9 protein-coding genes are annotated in these 19,725 nt (G+C 67.6%); 3 read left to right on the plus strand and 6 right to left on the minus strand.

Annotated features, from left to right (window positions below; genetic code table 11):
* Position 1 precedes the first annotated feature (1 nt).
* The gene (locus tag NMB41_RS23385; protein WP_494380140.1) at positions 2-1,849 is read right to left on the minus strand and encodes an ABCB family ABC transporter ATP-binding protein/permease; all 1,848 of its coding nucleotides are present in this window, start codon (positions 1,847-1,849) and stop codon (positions 2-4) included.
* A 62-nt stretch (positions 1,850-1,911) separates the two neighbouring features.
* On the opposite strand from NMB41_RS23385, the gene NMB41_RS23390 reads away from it, so the two are divergent.
* From NMB41_RS23390 to NMB41_RS23400, 3 genes are all read left to right on the plus strand, one after another.
* A complete protein-coding gene (locus NMB41_RS23390; RefSeq protein ID WP_494380141.1) occupies positions 1,912-2,352 on the plus strand; it encodes an acyl-CoA thioesterase in 441 nt (146 codons plus the stop codon).
* Positions 2,353-3,927, plus strand: coding sequence for an alkaline phosphatase D family protein (locus tag NMB41_RS23395; protein ID WP_494380142.1), 1,575 nt, complete (start codon positions 2,353-2,355; stop codon positions 3,925-3,927).
* A gap of 144 nt (positions 3,928-4,071) precedes the next feature.
* Positions 4,072-7,929 (plus strand): ATP-binding protein, encoded by a 3,858-nt coding sequence (locus NMB41_RS23400; RefSeq protein WP_494380143.1) that lies wholly within the window; start codon positions 4,072-4,074, stop codon positions 7,927-7,929.
* A 2-nt stretch (positions 7,930-7,931) separates the two neighbouring features.
* Here the strand turns inward: NMB41_RS23400 and pbpC are convergent, their stop codons facing one another.
* The 5 genes from pbpC to NMB41_RS23425 form a co-directional block, all read right to left on the minus strand.
* Positions 7,932-10,055, minus strand: a complete 2,124-nt coding sequence (gene pbpC / locus NMB41_RS23405) for a penicillin-binding protein 1C (protein ID WP_494380144.1) — start codon at positions 10,053-10,055, stop codon at positions 7,932-7,934.
* Positions 10,055-15,262 (minus strand): alpha-2-macroglobulin family protein, encoded by a 5,208-nt coding sequence (locus NMB41_RS23410; protein WP_494380145.1) that lies wholly within the window; start codon positions 15,260-15,262, stop codon positions 10,055-10,057. The genes pbpC and NMB41_RS23410 overlap by 1 nt, the downstream gene beginning before the upstream one ends.
* Positions 15,263-15,295: 33 nt before the next feature.
* Positions 15,296-15,775: a hypothetical protein gene (locus tag NMB41_RS23415; protein WP_494380146.1), complete on the minus strand. Its 480-nt coding sequence runs from the start codon at positions 15,773-15,775 to the stop codon at positions 15,296-15,298.
* Positions 15,776-16,182: 407 nt separating this feature from the next.
* The gene (locus NMB41_RS23420) at positions 16,183-17,865 is read right to left on the minus strand and encodes a long-chain-fatty-acid--CoA ligase (protein ID WP_494380147.1); all 1,683 of its coding nucleotides are present in this window, start codon (positions 17,863-17,865) and stop codon (positions 16,183-16,185) included.
* A 105-nt stretch (positions 17,866-17,970) separates the two neighbouring features.
* Entirely contained in the window at positions 17,971-19,674 is a 1,704-nt protein-coding gene (locus NMB41_RS23425; protein ID WP_494380148.1) for a long-chain-fatty-acid--CoA ligase, read from the minus strand.
* Between the last annotated feature and the right edge of the window lie 51 nt (positions 19,675-19,725).

A 19,725-nucleotide genomic window follows, 5' to 3' on the forward strand; every position in this document is an offset into this window, starting at 1 on the left:
TTCACTCTCCCTGCAATTCCAACGGCGGCGACGCCAACTCTTCATCGGGGCGCGCTTGCTGGCGCTCCCACATCTGCGCATACAAACCCTGCGCCGCCAACAAACTCTGATGGGTGCCGCGCTCGACGATCTTGCCGTGGTCGAGCACGATGATCTGCTGCGCGTCGGCGATGGTCGAAAGGCGGTGCGCGATCACCAGCGTGGTGCGGTTGCGCGCGATTTCCTTCAGCTGCGCCTGGATCGCCTGCTCCGACTTCGAATCGAGCGCCGACGTGGCCTCGTCGAAGATCAGGATCGCCGGGTTTTTCAGCAGGGTACGGGCAATGGCCACGCGCTGCTTCTCGCCGCCCGACAGTTTCAGCCCGCGCTCGCCGACCATGGTCGCATACCCATCCGGCAGGCTTTCAATAAAATCGTGGATCGAGGCTGCGCGCGCCGCCGCGACGATGTCTTCCTTGCTCGACCCCGGCTTGCCGTAGGCGATGTTGTACTCGATGCTGTCGTTGAACAGCACCGTATCCTGCGGCACGATGCCGATCGCCGAGCGCAGCGAGGCTTGGGTGACGTTGCGGATGTCCTGGCCGTCGATGCTGATCGCGCCCTTGTTCACGTCGTAGAAGCGGAACAGCAGGCGCGACAAGGTCGATTTGCCCGAGCCGCTGTGGCCGACCACGGCGGTGGTGGTCCCGGCGGGAATGGCGAAGTCGACGTCGAACAGGATCTGGCGTTTGCTCTCGTAGCTGAACTCCACATGCGAGAACTCGACGCGTGCGCCCTTCGTCGCCAGGGGCTGCGCGCCCTTCGAATCCGCCACTTCGCGGTTCTGGTCCAAGAGGCCAAACAGGCGCTCCATGTCGGCCAGCGCCTGCTTGATCTCGCGGTAGATCACGCCCAGGAAATTGAGCGGAATGTACAGCTGGATCATGAACGAGTTCACCAGCACCAGGTCGCCCAGCGACATGGTGCCGGCGATCACACCCTCGGTCGCGCGCCACAGGATCAGGGTGACGGCGGTCGCAATGATCAGCGACTGGCCCGTGTTCAGGACCGAGAGCGAAGTCTGCGAGCGCACCGCGGCGTTCTCGTAGCTCTGCAAACCCTGGTCGTAGCGCTTGGCTTCGTAGTCTTCGTTGCCGAAATATTTGACGGTCTCGTAATTGATCAGCGAGTCGATGGCCTTGGTATTGGCTTTCGAGTCGAGGTCGTTCATGGTGCGGCGGAAATGGGTGCGCCATTCGGTGACGACCACCGTAAACACGATGTAAGTGACCAGCGCGACGGCCGTGATGATCGAGAACCACTTGTCGTAGTTGAGCACCAGGTAGCCCAGCACCAGCGTGATTTCGACCAGGGTCGGCAGCACGTTGAAGAGCGAATAGGAAATGAGCGAATTCACGCCGCGCGTGCCGCGTTCGATATCGCGCGTCATGCCGCCGGTCTGGCGGTTCAGGTGAAAGCGCAGAGACAAGGCGTGCAGGTGGCGGAACACCTGCAGGGCGATGGTGCGCACGGCGCGCTGCGTGACGCGCGCGAACAGGAATTCGCGCAGCTCGGTAAAGATCGTGGTCGACAGGCGCAGCAGGCCGTAGGCGACCAGGGCGCCGAGCGGCAGCACCAGCAGCGCCTTCGGATTGGCCGGGTCGATCGCGAGCTGGTCGATCAGCTGTTTCAATACCAAGGGCACGCCGACGTTGGCCATCTTGGCGCCGATCAGTGCGCCGAGGGCGGCGATCACGCGCCATTTGTAGACCCAGAGGTAGGGAAACAGGGTTTTCAGTGTCGCCCAATCGGTGCGCTGCCGGCCTTTCGCATCGGGAGGCGGAGGAGGTGTCGTGGAATGGCGTCGCATGGCAGGGATCCGGGATCTATGGTTCAATTCGGGACGATTGTAGCTTTTCACGAGAAAACAAGATGACCACGCCAGAAAACACCGCTTCCGTCCCCACCAACCGTCTGCCGGAAGGGAAAATGCCGCAGCTGCGCGTGATGCCCGGCCCGCCTGACGCGAACGTGTATGGCGACGTCTTCGGCGGCTGGATCATGGCCCAGGTCGACATCGCCGGCTCGCTGCCGGCCACACGCCGCGCCAACGGCCGCGTTGCGACCATCGCGGTGAACTCCTTCCTGTTCAAGAACCCGGTGTTCGTGGGCGACCTGCTGTCGTTTTACGCCGATATCGTCAAGGTCGGCAACACCTCGATCACGGTGTACGTCGAGGTCTATGCCGAGCGCAACCGCCTGCAGTCGCACATCGTCAAGGTGACCGAAGCGACGCTGACCTATGTCGCTACCGGCCCGGACCGCAAGCCGCGCCAGCTGCCGCCGATCGAATCGCTGATCTCGCATCCCTAATTGAACACGCGCCGCAGCTTCCTGTTCGACGCGGCCCGCCTCGCGGCCGCGGCCACGACCGGTGCTGCCTTCAGCCAGGCTGCGGGCGCAGTCGAAAGAGCGTATCCATTTTCGCTCGGCGTCGCCTCCGGTTCGCCGCTGCCCCATTCGGTCATCCTCTGGACCCGCATCCTGCCCGATCCGCTTAACGCGGCATCGGTGTCGGCCATCGCGCTGACGGTGCGCTGGGAAGTGGCCGAGGACGAGGCGTTCAGAAAAGTCGTCGCGCAAGGCAGCGCGGTCGCTGCGCCCGAGCTCGCGCACAGCGTGCACGTCGATGCGGCGGGACTGCGGCCGGCACGCTGGTACTGGTACCGCTTCATGCTGGGCGACGCCGTCAGCCCGGTTGGGCGCACGCGCACCGCGCCCGCGGCCGACGCCCTCCCCGCCATGCTGAAACTGGTGGTCGCCTCCTGCCAGCACTGGGAATTCGGCCACTACGCCGCGCACCGCCATATCGCCGCCGCCGCGCCCGACCTGGTCGCCTTCCTGGGCGACTACATCTACGAGTGGGGTCCCTACCAGCTGCGCCATCCGCAGAAGGCGATCCGCAGCGACGAATCGTTCACGCTGGCGCAGTACCGCGCGCGCTATGCACAATACAAAAGCGACCCGGCCCTGCAGAGCGCGCACCATGCCGCGCCCTGGCTCGTCACCTGGGACGACCACGAAGTGGCGAACGACTACGCCGGCGACGTCGACGAGCGCTTATCCAGCGATTTTGCGGCGCGGCGCGCAGCGGCCTACCAGGCCTTTTACGAACACATGCCGCTGCGCCTGGCGCCGCCGCCGCGCGGCCGCTTCGGCAGCCTGCGCATGTACCAGCGCCACGACTGGGGACGCCTGGCGCGCTTCCACGTGCTCGACAACCGCCAGTACCGCTCGAAGCTGCCCTGCTCGAAGCCGGGACGCGGCGGCTCGAACGTGGTGCTGGCGCGCGCCTGCGCCGAGCTGCGCGATCCTTCACGAACGATGCTCGGCGGCGAACAGGAAGCCTGGCTGGCGCAAGGCCTGTCCTCGTCGCGCGCGCAGTGGAACATCCTGGCCCAGCAAACGCCGATGGCGCAGTCGAGCGGCGTGCCGGTGCAGTCGCCGCAAGACGGCCGCTTCTGGACCGATGGCTGGGATGGCTATCCGGCGGCGCGCCGGCGCCTGCTGGACACACTGGCTGCAAGCGGCGCGAAGAACCCGCTGGTGCTGGCCGGCGACGTGCACACCTTTTATGCGAGCGAATTGCGGCGCGATTTCGGCCGGCCGGCGTCAAAAAACAATCCGATCGTCGCCGCCGAATTGTGCGGCACCTCGGTGACCTCGAGTTCGCGTCCGCAGTACCGCACCCAGGAAAACGTCGAGCGCAATCCGCACATGCTGTACGGGCGCAGCGACAAGCGCGGCTACATGCTGGTGGAAGTGAAGCCGCAGTCGGCGCAGGCGCGCTTCATGGCGCTCGACGACGTGCACGATGCGCGCTCCGGCCAGGCGCAAGTGGCCGCATTCGCCATGACAGACCGTCTTGCCGGCGTGCGGCGGGCCTGAAACATCGCGTAAACTTCCGCTCATCCGCAATTTCAGCAAATTCGCGTATCGACATCAACTTCGCTTAGAATATGATGTCGTTTTTCCATCATTTTCCAGAAAATCTCAGTCGCTATGTCCTCACTTTCCTCCTCGCCGCCAGCCTTGAACGATGACCTTGGCTGGCTCGCGGGCGGTGGCGAGATGGGTACCCTGATCCGCTCGATGGACTGGTCGGCGACACCGCTCGGTCCCCTCGAAAGCTGGCCACAAAGCCTGCGCACCTCGGTCAGCCTGTGCCTGTCCTCGACCTTCCCGATCCTGGTTGCCTGGGGGCCGGACGACATCCAGATCTACAACGACGCCTACCGCCCGATCTGCGGCGACCTGCATCCGCAGGCGATGGGCGCGCCATTCAAGGAAATCTGGGCCAGCGCGCTGCCGGTGGTGGGCGATGCCTTCGACCGCGCGCACAAGGGCGAAGGCGCCTACATCCGCGACCAGCGCATGTTCCTCGACCGCCTGGGCTATCTCGAAGAGGCCTTCATGACCTTCTCGTTTTCGCCCATCCGCGACGAGTCGGGCGAAGTGGGCGGCATCTTCCACCCGATCACGGAGTCGACGCCGACGGTGCTCAACGCACGCCGTACCCAGGGCCTGCGTGACCTGAGCGTCGACATTGGCGATGCCCGCACGCTCGATGAGATCAGGCGCGGGATCGCCGCCCAGCATTCGCACATGATGCTCGACCTGCCCTTCCTGCTGGTCTATCAGCTCGACGCCGACAGCGGCATGCTGTCGCTGTGCTGCGGCGTAGGCCTCGACGGCCACCCCGCCCTGGCCCCGGCCAGCCTTCCTCTGGACGACGCCTGCTGGCCGTTCGCGCAAGCCGCGCGGCTTGGCACCGCGCAGCGGATCGACGCCCTGGCGCCACGCTTCGGCGCCCTGCCCTGCGGCGCCTACGAGGCACCGCCTGACGCGGCCATGGTGCTGCCGATCTCCCTGCCGGGCGAGGAAACGCTGTTCGGTTTTGCGGTAGCAGGCGTCAGCGCGGCACGTGCGCTCGACGCCGACTACCTGGGCTTCTACGAGCTGCTGGGCGCGGCCATCAATACCGCGGTCGGCAATGTCGTCGCTTACGAAAAGGAGCAGCGCCGCGCCGAGGAGCTGGCGCAGATCGACCGCGCCAAGACCGCCTTCTTTTCCAACGTCTCGCACGAGTTCCGCACGCCGCTCACCTTGATCCTCGGTCCGCTCGACGATGCCCTGAACGACTGCTTCGAGCCGCTCGGCGCAGTCCAGCGCCAGCGCATCGACGTCACCCACCGCAATGCCCTGCGCCTGCTGAAGCTGGTCAATTCGCTGCTCGATTTTTCACGCATCGAAGCGGGCCGGGTACAGGCGACTTACGTAGCGACCGACCTGGCGCGCCTGACCGCCGAACTGGCCAGCGTGTTCGAGTCGGCCATGGCCAAGGGCGGCCTGCGCTACGAACTCGACCTGCGCGATCCTGGCGAGCCGGTCTGGGTCGACCGCGACATGTGGGAAAAGATCGTTTTCAACCTGCTCTCGAACGCCTTCAAGTTCACCCTGGACGGCAGCGTTTGCGTGTCGCTCGGCCGTCATGGGAACATGCTGCGCCTCTCCGTACGCGACACCGGCAGCGGCATCCCGGAGAGCGAACTGCCGCGCGTGTTCGAACGCTTCCACCGTATCGAAGGCACGCCCGGCCGCACCTACGAAGGCACCGGCATCGGGCTGGCGCTGATCCAGGAACTGGTGCGCCTGCATGGCGGCGTCATTGCCGTGCACAGCGTCCTGGGCGAAGGCACCCGCTTCGACATCGACCTGCCGTTCGGCCGTGCGCACCTGCCCGAGGACCGGATCGTCGACGGCGACGCTACCCCGCCGGCTGCGCCACGGCGCATGGGCGCCGCATTTGTCGAGGAAGCGCTGCGCTGGCTGCCGGACGAACCGGCGCAGGCCGGCGCGCGCCTGCCCGCGCCGCCCTCCCTGATGCAGCCGGCCGCACCGCTGCCGCGCATCCTGATTGCCGACGACAACAACGACATGCGCGCCTACCTCAAGGCGCTGCTCGATCCGCATGCCGACGTGACGGTGTGCGCCGACGGCGAGGCCGCATTCGCATGCCTGCAGCGCGAGCGGCCCGACCTGCTGCTGAGCGACGTAATGATGCCCAAACTCGACGGCTTCGGACTCATCGCCCAAATCCGCGCGCACGCGACCCTGCGCGACCTTCCGGTGATGCTGCTGTCGGCGCGCGCCGGCGAGGAAGCCAAGGTCGAGGGCCTGCAGTCGGGCGCCGACGACTACCTGGTCAAGCCGTTCGCCGCCGGCGAATTGCTGGCGCGCGTACAGCGCCAGCTGCACCAGGGCCGCGAGCGCCGCCTGCAGCTGCAGACCGTGGCCATTCGGGAATCGTATTTCCACACGCTGGTCGACGTCGCCCCGGTGATGCTCTGGACCACCGACGAGAACAATCTGTGCACCTACCTGAGCCGGCGCTGGTACGAATACACCGGCCGCACCTGGGAGCAGGACCAGGGGCTGGGCTGGCTCGAGAACGTCCATCCGGAAGATCTGCCGCGCACACGCGATATCTTCCTGGGCGCCGCCGCCGCGGGCGAAGCCTTCAGTATCGATTACCGCCTGCGCCGCCACGACGGCGTGTACCGCTGGTTCATCGATGCCGGCACGCCCCGTTTCGACGATGACGGCCGCCCGAACGGCTATGTCGGCACCGTCACCGACGTGCACGCGCGCACCGAGGCCGAGGAAGAACTGCAGCGCATGGCGCAGGCGCTGGCCGAGAAAAACCGCATGCAGAGCGAGTTTCTGTTCACGCTTGCGCACGAGCTGCGCAACCCGCTGGCGCCGATACGCACCGGCCTCGAACTGATGCGGATGAACCCGTCCGTGGCGCAGTCCGGCAATGTGCAGGGCATGATCAAGCGCCAGGTCGACCACATGGTGCACCTGGTCGACGATTTGCTGGACATGGCGCGCCTGTCCGAAGGCAAGGTCGAGCTGCGTCGCAGCCATGTACGGCTCGACGAGGTGGTCAAGGACGCGGTCGAGATGAGCATGCCGCTGGTGAACGCCGGCGAACACCAGCTGTCGCTGGCGCTGCCGGCGCTGCCGGTCCTGCTCTACCTTGACCGGCACCGCATTGCCCAGGTGCTGAGCAACCTGGTTAACAACGCGGCCAAGTACACCCCGCGCGGCGGCCGCATCGAGGTGGCGGCGCAGTTGGAGGGCGGCGAGGTGGTGCTGTGCGTGACCGACAACGGCATCGGCATCGCCGCCGGCATGTTGCCCGTCATTTTCGACATGTATGCGCAGGTCCACGACAACGCCGGCATGGCGCAAGGCGGCCTGGGTGTCGGCCTGAACCTGGTCAAGCGCCTGGTCGAACTGCATGGCGGGAAGGTGCGCGCCGAAAGCGCGGGCCTGGCGCAAGGCAGCCGCTTCACGGTAGCGCTGCCGCTGGAGGCCATGCAGGCGCCGCGCCACGAGAACGCAGATGCAGCCGCGGTGGCGCCCGATGCGCCTGAGGCGGCCGGCCTGCAGATCCTGGTGGTCGACGACAACGTCGATGCGGCGCAGATGCTGCGCGCCCTGCTGGAGATGAACGGCCACGCGGTGGCGCTCGCGCACGATGGCGCCACCGCCCTTGCGCAGGCAGCGCAGGGACGCCCCGACGCGGTCTTCCTCGACATCGGCCTGCCCGACCAGAGCGGCCTGGATGTGGCGCTGGCGCTGCGCCGGATCGAGGGCATGGGCCAGGCGGTCCTGGTCGCGCTGACCGGCTGGGGGGCAGCCGAGGACCGGCAGCGTTCGTCCGCCGCAGGGTTCGACGCGCACCTGACGAAACCGGCGAAGCTCGAAGACGTGCACGCCATCCTGCACGAAGTGACAGCGCGGCGCAACGCGCACCCGCTGACGGCGGTGCCACCGGGATTCATCGGCCCGACTGATATTTCACCAGGCTTTATCAGCTAAGCTTATGGATCGGATACGGGCGGCTCCCGCCCCACGTCCGCGTCGCAGCGCTTGCCGCGCACCTCGAAGCGGCTGGCGGCAACCGCCTTGCCGGCGCCGTCGACCAGCTCGAGCAGGTGCGCGCCCGCGATCAAGGACCAGGCAGCCGGCGCGTCCGCCGCTCCCATCCGGGCGCCATCGAGACGCCAGAACAGGCCCGCGCCCGCTTCCGCGCGCAAGACGATGCGCTCACGCTGCGCGGGAATATCCGGATCGATCGCGATGATGCTGCCCTCGGGCGGATACGCGATCCGCGGCGCGCGCCGGGCCGGCGGCACCGCTTCGACCAGGGCGGTGTCGGTCCCGGCCAGGAACCATTCCAGCCGCGGCGCTTCGTGCGAGGGCTGGAAGCGCACCTCGCGCCGCACCAGTGCGCGCGGCGCCGCCCCTTGCCGGCCCGGACGGTCGCGGTGCAGGTAATCCATCACGTCGCGCCAGACCGGCGCGGCGCCCGAAACGCCGGAGACGTCCCACATCGGCTGCCCGTCGAAATTGCCGACCCAGACGCCGACCGTGTAGCGGTCCGAATAGCCGAGGCACCAGTTGTCGCGCATGTCCTTGCTGGTGCCGGTTTTGACCGCGCTCCAATACGCGGTCGCGAGGTCGCTGCGCAGTCCGAAGGTCGGGCTGCGCGCGCCGCGGTCGGCCAAAATGTCGCCGACGATGTAGCTGGCGCCGGCATCGAGCACGCGCCGCCCGCTCTCAGGCGCACGCGCACGCAAGGTGACGGCGCCATGCACGCCGCCGTTGGCCAGCGTGCGGTAGGCGTTGGCCAGCTCCAGCAGCGAAACGTCGGCCGAGCCGAGCGCCAGCGACGGGCCGTAAAACTGCGCATCCTCGGTCAGCGAGCTCAGTCCGAGGTCCTGCAGGCGCGCATGGAAGCGCTCCAGGCCCGTGTTCATGAGCGTGCGCACCGCCGGGATGTTGAGCGAGCTGGCCAGGCTGGTGCGCACGCTGGCATAGCCCCGGAACTGGCGGTCGTAGTTCTGCGGCACGTACATTCCCGCGCCCGCGGCGATGTCGAGCGGGCTGTCGTCGAGCAGCGAGGCCGCCGTCAACAGGCGCCGTTCGATCGCCAGCTGGTAGAGAAAGGGTTTCAGGGTCGACCCGGCCTGGCGCAGTGCGCTCACGCCATCGATTTCGCTGCGCCCGCTGTTGCCCACATAGGCCAGCAGTTCGCCGCTGGCGTTGTCGATCACGACCAGGGCGCCATCGCCGGCATTACGTTCGGCCAGCGCGCGCAGGTGGCGCCGCAGCGACTCGAGGGCGAAGCGCTGCAGGCCTGCATCGAGCGTGCTGCGACCTGACAGGCCGCCTTCGCCCAGCAGCTTGCGCGCCGCCTGGCGCGCGCCCGCGTCCACAGGAGATACCTGCGGCCTGCCGAGCGCCACCTCGGCCTGCCATTCGATGGCGGCGCAGGAGCTGGGCGATTTCAGTTCGCGCGCCAGCGCGCAGGCACGCCGCGCCACCGCGCTCGGCGCGGCCCCGGGCGCGCGCAAGAGTGCGGCGAGAATGGCCGATTCGGCGCCATCCAGTCCGGACGGCGCCTTGCCGAACAGCGCGCGTGCGGCCGCGCCCACGCCTTGCAGTTCGCCCCGGAACGGCGCCAGGTTCAGGTAAGCCTCCAGGATCTGGCCCTTGCTCCAGCCGGCTTCGATCTCGCGGGCGGCAAGCGCCTGGTTCCACTTCTGCCCCCACGAGCGGCCAGCACCCTTGGTGCGCAATCCGGGATCGAGCAGGCCGGCCAGCTGCATCGTGATCGTCGAGGCGCCGCGCGGTCGCGCACGAAACAGGTTGTCCCAGGCAGCCTGGCCGGCCGCGCGCAGGTCGACGCCGCCATGCGCCATGAAGCGCGCGTCCTCGGCCTGCAGCACTGCCGCCCCGAGCGCCGGCGAGATGGCCGCCAACGGTGTCCACGCCATCCTGCGCACCTGCATGTCGATGCGCACGGCGTCGATCGGCACGCCGTGGCGGTCCAGCAGTTGCGCGTCCGATGCGCGCCAGGCCGCCTGCACCTGCGCCGGCGTCGGCACTGCGGCCGCCGCCGTCCCGCAGCACATGGCGACCAGGAGCAGGACGCGCCGCATCAGCGCCCCACCACCACCGCCGGATTGGGCGCTTCGCCGAACATCTCGGGACTGTACATCGCCTCGACCCGGGTCGGCGGCAGGCTGAATCTGCCCTCGTTGTTCAGGCGCACCGTGTACTCGATGCTCCACTTGCCTTTCGGGACCCAGGCGTAATAGGCGCGGAAGGCGCCGCTGGTGCGTTCCTCGTAGTCCGGCTGGACCCAGCCGCGCCGCGCTTCACCCTGCGTGGCGATCTGCGCGTCGCGCCCCAGTCCGGTGCCGAGGATGCTGGCGCTGGCGGGGATCGGGTCATCGACCACGACCCAGCTCATGTCGGCCTGCGCCTCCAGATCGAGCCTGACGCGGTACACGTCGCCGCGCGACCAACTACCGGCCCTCGCCTGCTCGACCGGCGTGACGCTGCGCGCAATGCGGTAGCCCGACGACAGCGGCGCCGTCAAGGGTACGGCGGCCAGGCTTTGCACGGTCGCCCACGGCTTGCCGCCGCCCTCGTGGCGCAGCGTCAGCTGGGCCGGACCCGGCGGCCAGGCCTGCAGCACGCTGCCCGGCGTGGCGTCGCCCCAGCGCACAGATTTGCCCGCGCCCGCCAGCTGCACGACGCTGTTGCCGGTCACCGGCTGCGCTTCGAACTTTGCCGAGAACTTGTCGAGCGCGAGCGTGCCCCAGGCGTTGGCCAGGGTCGTACCCCAGCGTCCCTTGCGCTGGCGCCCGAGCGTGCCGCGCGCGAGGCGCCCCATGTCGGCCTGCCAGGCCGGATTGTCGAGCATGGCCAGCAGCAGGCGGTTCGCGTTCACGTCGGGCGAGGCCATCAGCCACCACCAGTCGTCGCTGCGTTCGGTCGAGAAGCCCATGGTGCTGCCTTGCAGGTTCAGGCGCGTACGCAGGAGCTGCTGCGCCTGCGCCAGCAGGGCCTCTCGGTTCGCCAGCTCGGGCGAGCGCTCCAGCACCAGGTACCAGTCGATGAGGGCCGAGCTTGGCCACAGGGCCGGTGCGACCGTGAACGATTCGAGCCAGGCACCGCGCACCGGCGCAATGCGCGACAGCGCTTCGAGCGCCGCCAGCTTGCGCACCGCCAGTTCCCCGGTGCGCAAGCTGGCGCCGCGCACGGCCTTGCCTTCGACGAAAGCGATCAGCCCGGCCTGCATGCGCTCGCGCTGTTCGGGCGCGATCGCAAAACCCGCTTCGCTCGTGACCGACAGCACATAGGCCGTCAGGCTGTCGCTGCCCTCGTTCATCGATGCGAAATATTTAATGAGGCCGTCGCCGTCGAGGTGCGCGGGCAGCGTGGCGGCGACACCCTGCCAGGCCTGCGCGTCGCCCAGCGCCACCGCGCGCGACGTGCGCTGTTCGAAACAGGTGTACGGATAGGCCGCCATGTAGTCGCGCACGCCCGCCAGGCTGCCGCCAAGGCTGGCACTGAAGGTGGTGCGCACGCCGCCCTGGCCGGGCAGGGCGTCCGGCGGGCGCGCCACCGGCAGCGTTTTCGGTGCGTCGAGCTGGAGCAGCGTCGCCTGCAGCGTGCGCACCGGCACCGCGGCGCCCACCTGCTGCTCGACGCGCAGGCTGTCGCTGGCGCCGCTGGCGCGCGCGTCGACCTGCCAGCGCAGGGTGCGCGCCTGCGGCACCACGAGGTCCCAGCCCACTTCGCGCGATTCGCCGGCGGCGAGCGAGAGCGACTGCGCGGCCAGCGTTTGCGGCGCGCCGGCGTCGGCGCCCAGGCTTGCACTCAATTGCACCTGCTGCGCGCGCTCGGATGCATTACGCAAGGTAAAGCCGGCGCGCAGGCGGTCGCCCTCGCGCACCAGTTGCGGCAGGCCCGACATCAGCATCAGGTCCTGCGTGCTGCGCACCTCGAGCGCGCCGCTGCCGAACAGGCCGGCGCCGGCGCTGGCCACCGCCACGATCCGGAAACTGCTCAGGGAATCGTTGAGCGGCACCGCGATCTCGGCCTCGCCCCTGGCGTCGAGTTTGACCTTGCCCTGCCAGAGCAGCAGCGTGTCGAACAGTTCGCGGCTGGCGCCACGCCCGCCGCCGCCGCCGTGGGCGACGGCCTTGCGCCCGAAATGGCGTTTGCCGACCACCTGCATCTGCGCGGTCGCCGTCTGCACTTGCAGTCCGCGCTCGCTCATCATCGTCTCGAGCAGCTTCCAGCTGTCGTTCGGCTTCAGTTCCAAGAGGCCTGCGTCGACCGCGGCCAGTGCAATCTCGGCGGCGGCCGGCAGCGCCTTGCCGTCGGCGCGCGTGACCTTGACCCGGACCGTGGCGCGCTCGCGCACCTTGTAGACCAGCCTGTCGCTGGCGACCTGCACCTTCAGCTCGTGCGCATTCCATCCGACCCGCACCGGCGCCATGCCGAGCTTATAGGCCGGCTTGCCAAGGTCGACCAGCGCCGTCGGCTGCACGCCGGCCACGCGGCCGCGCACCACCAGCGCCGAGACGAAGACGTTGGGCGCATAGCTCGCCTTCATCGGCAGGCTGATGGTCGGGTCCTGCGCCGTGATGCGGCGCACGAAGGTGTCGAGGATGCCTTCACGCTCCACCGTCACCAGCACGGTGGCCGAGCGGAAGGGCATGCGCAGCTGGAAGCTGGCGTTTTCTCCGGGTTCGAAGCGCGGTTTGACGGGGAGCAGGTCGATGCGGTCATTGTCCGACGCCTCGAACCAGGCATCGCGCCGGCCGGCGACCCAGACCTCGCTGCGCGTCACGCTCGTGCGCCCTTCGGCGTCCTGGACGCGCGCACGCAGGATCAGGTTGCCCTCGGCCGGGGCTTTCAGTTCGCACAGCAGCAGGCCGCGCGCGTCCGTCGCGCCGGCGCAGGCGGCGCCGACGCGTTTGGTCTCGCTGCTGTTTTCATAGGCGTAGAAGCCGCCCACCAGGCGCCGCCGATGGGCATAGCTCACGCGTTCGAACACGTCCACTTGCGCCTGGATACCGGCGGCCGGCTTGCCCTTCACATCGAGCACCGCGACCTGGAATTTCAGCGTGTCCTTGCTGATCCAGCTGTCCTGTTTGATGCCGACGACCAGATGCGCCGGCCACAAACGCACACGGGTCGATGCCGTCAGCGTTTCGCCGTTCGCATCCTGGTAGCTCAGCTCCGCCAGCAGGGCGCGTGGCCGGTCCACGGGCGGCAGCTCGGGCACCGTGATGCGCGCGCCGCCGGCACGGTCCAGCGCCAGATGCTGGGTGCGCGCCGGCTCCGCGGCCGCGCCGCCCTCCCCGGCCGCCTCGTCCTCGTCAGCCCAGTCGCCGTCCTGGTCCTGCGCTCCTTCCTGCTCGACGCCTTCCTTGACGTCGCCAGTGGCGAAAGTAAAACCGTCGTATTCGTCGAAGCCGACCGCGGCCGGCTCCAGCAAGGTACGCAGTTTGACGGGCGCCAGTCCCGCCGCGCCGCCCGACAGATAATTGACTTGCGCATCGAGGGTGATGCTGCGCGGCGCCACGACGGGTTGCGCCGGTCCCTTCAGCACCGCCTTCATGGTCGGCACCCGGAACTGCTCGACACGAAAGGCGCCGGCGACCTGGCCGCCGATGACGACGTCGTACTGTCCCAGCTTGGAATCAAGCGGGATCGTCCATTCCCCGTGCGCCTGGCCGGCCGCATCCCATGCCAGCCTGAAGGCGAGCTTGTCGCCGCTGCCCTGGTGCAGCAGCCAGCCTTGCGCCGGGCGCGGCGCCTTGTCGGCGGCGGCCTCTTCGACCGGCCAGGACGGCACATTGCGCGGCGCCGCGTCGCGCGCGCCCACCAGCGCGAGGCCGGCGCCAACCCGGCGCCGCAGGAAGTGCTTCATGTGAACCGTCTCGCCGGCGCGCAGCAGCGTGCGGTCGAACACCGTGGCCACGACCCGGCTGTCCTTCTCGAGCGGCTCGGTATTGAGCTTGAAGCGCCAGGGCTCGATTCCCTGCTGCCACTCGGACAGCGTAAACGTGAAGTCGTCGCCGCTGCGCGCGCTGACGAAGTAACCGCCGCCGCCACGGCAGGAGGACGGCGCCAGCGCCTTGCCGATGCGCGCCACCCCATTGCCGTCGGCGGCGCCGCTCCACAGCAGCTTGCCGGCGCAACTGCGCACCGCGACCTGGGCGCCTGCCACGGGCCGTCCCTTGTCGAGCGAGGTCACCCAGACCAGAGACGATTCGGCGCCATGCTTGAAGTGCGCCGCCAGGTTGGTCACCAGCGCCGTCGAGTGCACGTAGGCGGTGCGGCCCTTGTCGTTGATGGCGCGGCCCAGCTGCGGGCTGCTCAGCTCGACGACGTAAAAGCCGGGCCGGCGCAGCGGGATGCCGATGACCTCGAAGGCGCGCCGCCCGTTCGGCTTGGGCAGCGCGAAGCGTTCGATGGCGCCGCCTGCATGCTGGCCCAGCACCTGCTTGTGCAGGGAGGCGCCGTACTGCTCGGGCGGGGTCGAGACCGCGCCGCCATAGCGATTGAGTTTGCCGAGCCAGGCCATGACGTCCTGCTCCTGGGTAAGGCGCAGGCTGGCGCCGCTGCTGCGCACGGCCGTGGCCAGCCTGGCTTCGACATTGCGCACCGTGACCGGCAGCAGGCGTTCGCCGCGCGCTTCGATGATGCCGAAGGGCGCGGTGAACTTGACGAGCGGCGGCTGGCGGTCGACGCGCAGCGCCAGCGCAGACGCCTTGCCGATCGTGAGCGCCCTGCCCGCATCGTCCTGCAAGCCGGCCGGCACCCGCAGCTGCAGGCTCGCCAGTTCCGGGAAGGGGCCAGGGAAATTCATCTCGCTGACAAAGCCGCTTTTCGCTTCGTCGCCAAGGGCCGCTTCGAAGCGCTGCTTGTCCGGTCCCTCGAGGTGGATCTTGCGCGCCTCGGCCAGCGGCACCGGCGCGCTGAAATCGAGGCGCACCGGCAGGAAGGGCACGCAGCCGGCTTTCGCGTTGACGCGGTCGCAGCGCAGCGTCAGGTGAAAATCGGGGCGCGTGCGGTAGGCCAGCTCCTGGTCGGCTTCGACGGCGACGCCGTTGGACGCGGCGATGCCTTTGCCCCAGACCAGCGTCACATCCGTATCGGCCGGCAGCGTGCGCCGGCATTGCAGGGCGACGATGGGGAGGCTGTCATCGCGCTTGTTGACTGGCGCCGATGCGCTCCAGGCCTGGCCACGCGCGCGCCAGTAAATGGTCAATTGACGGTCGACGAAGTCGCGGCGCAGCGCCAGGATGCGTTCGCGCTCTTCCCCGGCAAGCACGCGCACGCCGATCTTTTCGTTGATGCCGCCGGCGCGGCATCAGGCCTGGCTTTCGATGCTGGCCGCGCGCGCCGGCGCATCCAGCGCAAGGAGGAACACCTGCTGCTCGTCGAGCTGCCTGCTGCCCTCGTGCGGGAGGCTGCGCAGCACCGACGGACCACCCGTGTGGAAGGCGAAGGCCTGCTTGCCGGCCAGCGCCTGGCCGGCAAGGTCGCGTGCCTCGGGGCGCAGCGTGAAGCGGCAGGCGACGGCGCCCGGCAGGTCGCGCTCGAAGTCGTAGCTCCAGGTCGTGCCGTCGACCCAGCGTCCTGTGCCCTTCTCGGCGCAGTCGACGGCGAAGGGGTCGGGCGCGCGCGGTTCGCCGAAGGCCACCATCGGGCTGGTGAAGCGCGCGGTGACCTGGCGTACCCGCTTGACCGCGCCTTCAGGGGAAAACGCGAGCACGCCGGTTTGCGCCATCGCGGCCTGTGCACCCAGGGTCAGGAACAGCGCGGACAACACTCGGTACAAGGGACGCATCGGCAGCTCCACGGAAGGGAAGCTGCCAACCTACGGCGGCGCGCAGAAGGCGCGTCTGGCCCAAGTCAACAGCGCATCGAGTGTTGCAAAACCGTGCGAATGTGTCAACGCATCAGCGTGGAAAGAGCGAAAATGCCGACGGCGCGCTTCATTGGGGCGGTCACGGAAAGATTACGCGACGCTGGCTACCTTCAATGCGGAGACGTCGTGGGGCTGTTGCCTGCGCGGTTAGTGGCGCTTTGAATCCGCGTGGGCACGGAGTGCCCGGTGAACCCGTCATGGAGGCCATTGGCCTCCATGACCCCGTACGGAGTACGCTTGTGGCCGCTGTGCGGAAGGGCGAAGGACCTGCCGCGGCGCGTAAAAAAGGCCCCGTCAGGGGCCTTGGTACAAGGTAGCGCGGCGACTCAAGCCGGCTGCTTCTCGTCGCGCAGCTCGCGCCGCAGGATCTTGCCGACGTTCGTCTTCGGCAGCGTGTCGCGGAACTCGATCATGCGCGGGCGTTTATAACCGGTCAGCTCGTCCTTGCAGAACTCCATCAGGATCTCGACGGTCAGCGCCGGGTCCTTCTTCACCACGTAGAGTTTCACCGCTTCGCCCGAATGCTTGTCCGGTATGCCGACGCAGGCCACTTCCAGCACGCCCGGGTGGGCGGCGACGACGTTCTCGACTTCGTTCGGGTAGACGTTGAAACCGGAGACCAGGATCATGTCCTTCTTGCGATCAACGATGCGCGTGTAGCCGCGTTCGTCCATGATGCCGATGTCGCCGGTCTTCAGGAAGCCGCCGGCGGTCATGACCTTGGCCGTTTCGTCGTCGCGCTTCCAGTAGCCGGCCATGACTTGCGGGCCGCGGATGGCGATTTCTCCGGACTGGCCGAAGGGGACAGGATTGTCCGCATCGTCGACGATCAGGATTTCGGTCGAGGGCAGCGGCAGGCCGATGGTGCCGGTGAAATCGGTGATGTCGCAGCGATTCGCGGTGGCGACCGGCGAGGCTTCGGACAGGCCATAGCCTTCGACGATCGGGGTGCCGGTAATTTTGAGCCATTTGTCGGCCACCGCCTGCTGCACCGCCATGCCGCCGCCCGGGCAGACCAGGTAGCTCGAGTGGTCGAGGTTCGCAAACGCCGGCTGGTTCACCAGGCCGTTGTAGAGCGTGTTCACGGCCGGGAAGACGTTGATCTTGTACTTGCCCAGTTCCTTGATGAAGCCGTCCATGTCGCGCGGGTTCGGGATCAGGAGGTTCATCGCGCCCAGGCGCATGCCCAGCAGGCCGCAGACGGTCAGCGCATAGATGTGGTACAGCGGCAGCGCGCACATGAATTGCAGCTGCTCGCCGGCCTTGGCGCGGCCCAGCGAGGGCGCGAACCAGGCTTCGTTCTGCAGGACGTTGGCCAGCACGTTGCGGTGCAGGAGCACGGCGCCTTTCGAGACGCCCGTGGTGCCGCCGGTGTACTGCAGGAAGGCGATGTCGTCATGGCCGAGTTTCACCGGCTTGAAGGTCAGGCGTGCGCCTTCGGCCAGCACCTTGTTGAAACCGATCGATCCCGGCAGCGACCAGGCCGGCACCATCTTCTTCACCTTGCGCACGACGAAGTTGACGATCGTGCCCTTGACGCCGCCCAGCAGGTCGCCCATGGCGCCGACGATGACGTGCTTCACCGGCGTATTCGCAATCACCTGCTCCACCGTGTGGGCGAAGTTTTCCAGCACCACCAGCGCTTCGGCGCCCGAGTCTTTCAATTGATGCTGCAGTTCGCGCGGGGTGTACAGCGGGTTGACGTTGACGATGGTGTAGCCGCCGCGCAGGGCGGCCGCCATCGCCACCGGGTATTGCAGCACGTTCGGCAGCATGATCGCCACGCGCGCGCCCGGCTGCAGGCCGCGGCTCTGGAACCAGGCCGCCATCTGCGCCGACATGCGGTCCAGGTCAGCGTAGGTGATGGCCTTGTCCATGCAGGCAAAGGCGTTCTGGGCCGCGTACTTGCGGAAGGACTCTTCCAGCAAATGGGTCAGGGAGCGGTACTGTGTCGGGTCGATCTCCGCCGGTACGCCAGCCTGGTACGACTTGAGCCAAAACTTGTCCATCTATGCCTCGCCTTCTGAATAACGGTGTGTTCAATAAATGCAAAACCGCCCGGAAACCCGGGCGGTTCATACTCAGGACGGAGCACACGTGCTGCGACTAGCGCATCAAGCTGCTTCCTTGTCCTTCTTTGGTTGCTGCTGTTCGTCGCGCAGCGCGCGCCGCAGGATCTTGCCGACGTTCGTCTTCGGCAGTTCGTCGCGGAATTCGATGAACTTCGGTTTCTTGTAGCCGGTGAACTGCTGCTTGCAGTAGTCCATCAGCGCCGCTTCCGTCAGGGCCGGGTCCTTGCGCACCACGAACACCTTGACCGCCTCGCCCGAGTGCTCGTCCGGCACGCCGACGACCGCGCATTCGAGCACGCCCGGGTGGCCGGCGATCACGCCTTCGAGTTCGTTCGGGTAGACGTTAAAGCCCGACACCAGGATCATGTCCTTCTTGCGGTCGACGATTTTCACGTAGCCGCGTTCGTCCATGGTGCCGATGTCGCCCGACTTGAAGAAGCCGTCGGCGGTCATGACCTTGGCCGTTTCGTCCGGACGGTTCCAGTAGCCGGCCATCACCTGCGGGCCACGGATCGCGATTTCGCCGCGCTCGCCGAGCGCAACCGGATTGCCGTCGTCGTCGAGGATCGCGATGTCGGTCGACGGCACCGGCAAGCCGATGCTGCCGGTGAAGCCGGCTTCGTCCGAGCGGTTGCAGGTGGCGACCGGCGAGGTCTCCGAAAGGCCGTAACCCTCGATGATACTCTTGCCGGTGATCTGCTTCCACTTGTCGTTGACCGCCTGCTGCACGGCCATGCCGCCGCCATTGGCCGTTTTCAGCTGCGAGAAATCGACGCTGGAAATGTCCGGGTGGTTGACCAGCGCGTTGTACAGCGTATTCACCGCCGGCAGCATGTTGATCTTGTACTTGCCCAGTTCCTTGATGAAGCCCGGGATGTCGCGCGGGTTCGGGATCAGGATGTTCATGGCGCCGGCGCGCATGCCCCACATGGCGCAGGCCGTCAGCGCGAAGATGTGGTACAGCGGCAGCGCGCAGACGATGGTCTGGAACTCCACATGCGGCGGCTGCGAGTTCGCAGGCTCGGCCCAGGCTTCGACCTGCAGCACGTTGGCGATGACGTTGCGGTGGGTGAGCGTGGCGCCTTTCGAGACGCCCGTGGTGCCGCCGGTGTACTGCAGGAAGGCGACGTCCGACGAGGTGATCGCGACCGGGCTGAACGGCATTTTGGCGCCCTGCGCCAGCGCATCCTTGAAGCGCACCATGTTCGGCAGCGCGAAGTCGGGCACCATCTTTTTCACGTTGCGCACGACGAAGTTGACCAGCATGCCCTTGGCGCCGCCGAGCAGCTCGCCCATGCTGGCCACGACCACGTGGCGCACTTGCGTGTTCTTGAGCACCTGCTCGACCGTGTGCGCGAAGTTCTCGAGCACGATGATCGCTTCGCTGCCCGAATCCTTGAGCTGGTGCTCGAGTTCGCGCGGGGTGTAGAGCGGGTTGACGTTAACGACCGTGTAGCCGGCACGCAGGATGGCGGCGATCGCGACCGGGTACTGGAGGATGTTGGGCATCATGACGGCCACGCGCGCGCCCTTGGCCATGCCGCGGCTTTGCAGCCAGGCAGCCAGGCGCTTCGAGCACGCATCGAGCTCGGCATAGGTCATGAACTTGTCCATGCACACGTAGGCGTTGTTCTGTGCGTACTTCTGGAACGACTCTTCCAGCAGTTGCACCAGCGATGTGTACTGGTCGGGATTGATCTCGGCAGGTACGCCAGGGGGATACGACTTCAGCCAAATTTTGTCCATCAGGTGCCTCTGTCTCCAATAGGTCGTTATCGTCCATGGCGCCGCATAGCG

This window comes from Massilia sp. FBCC-B171 (genome assembly GCF_059134155.1).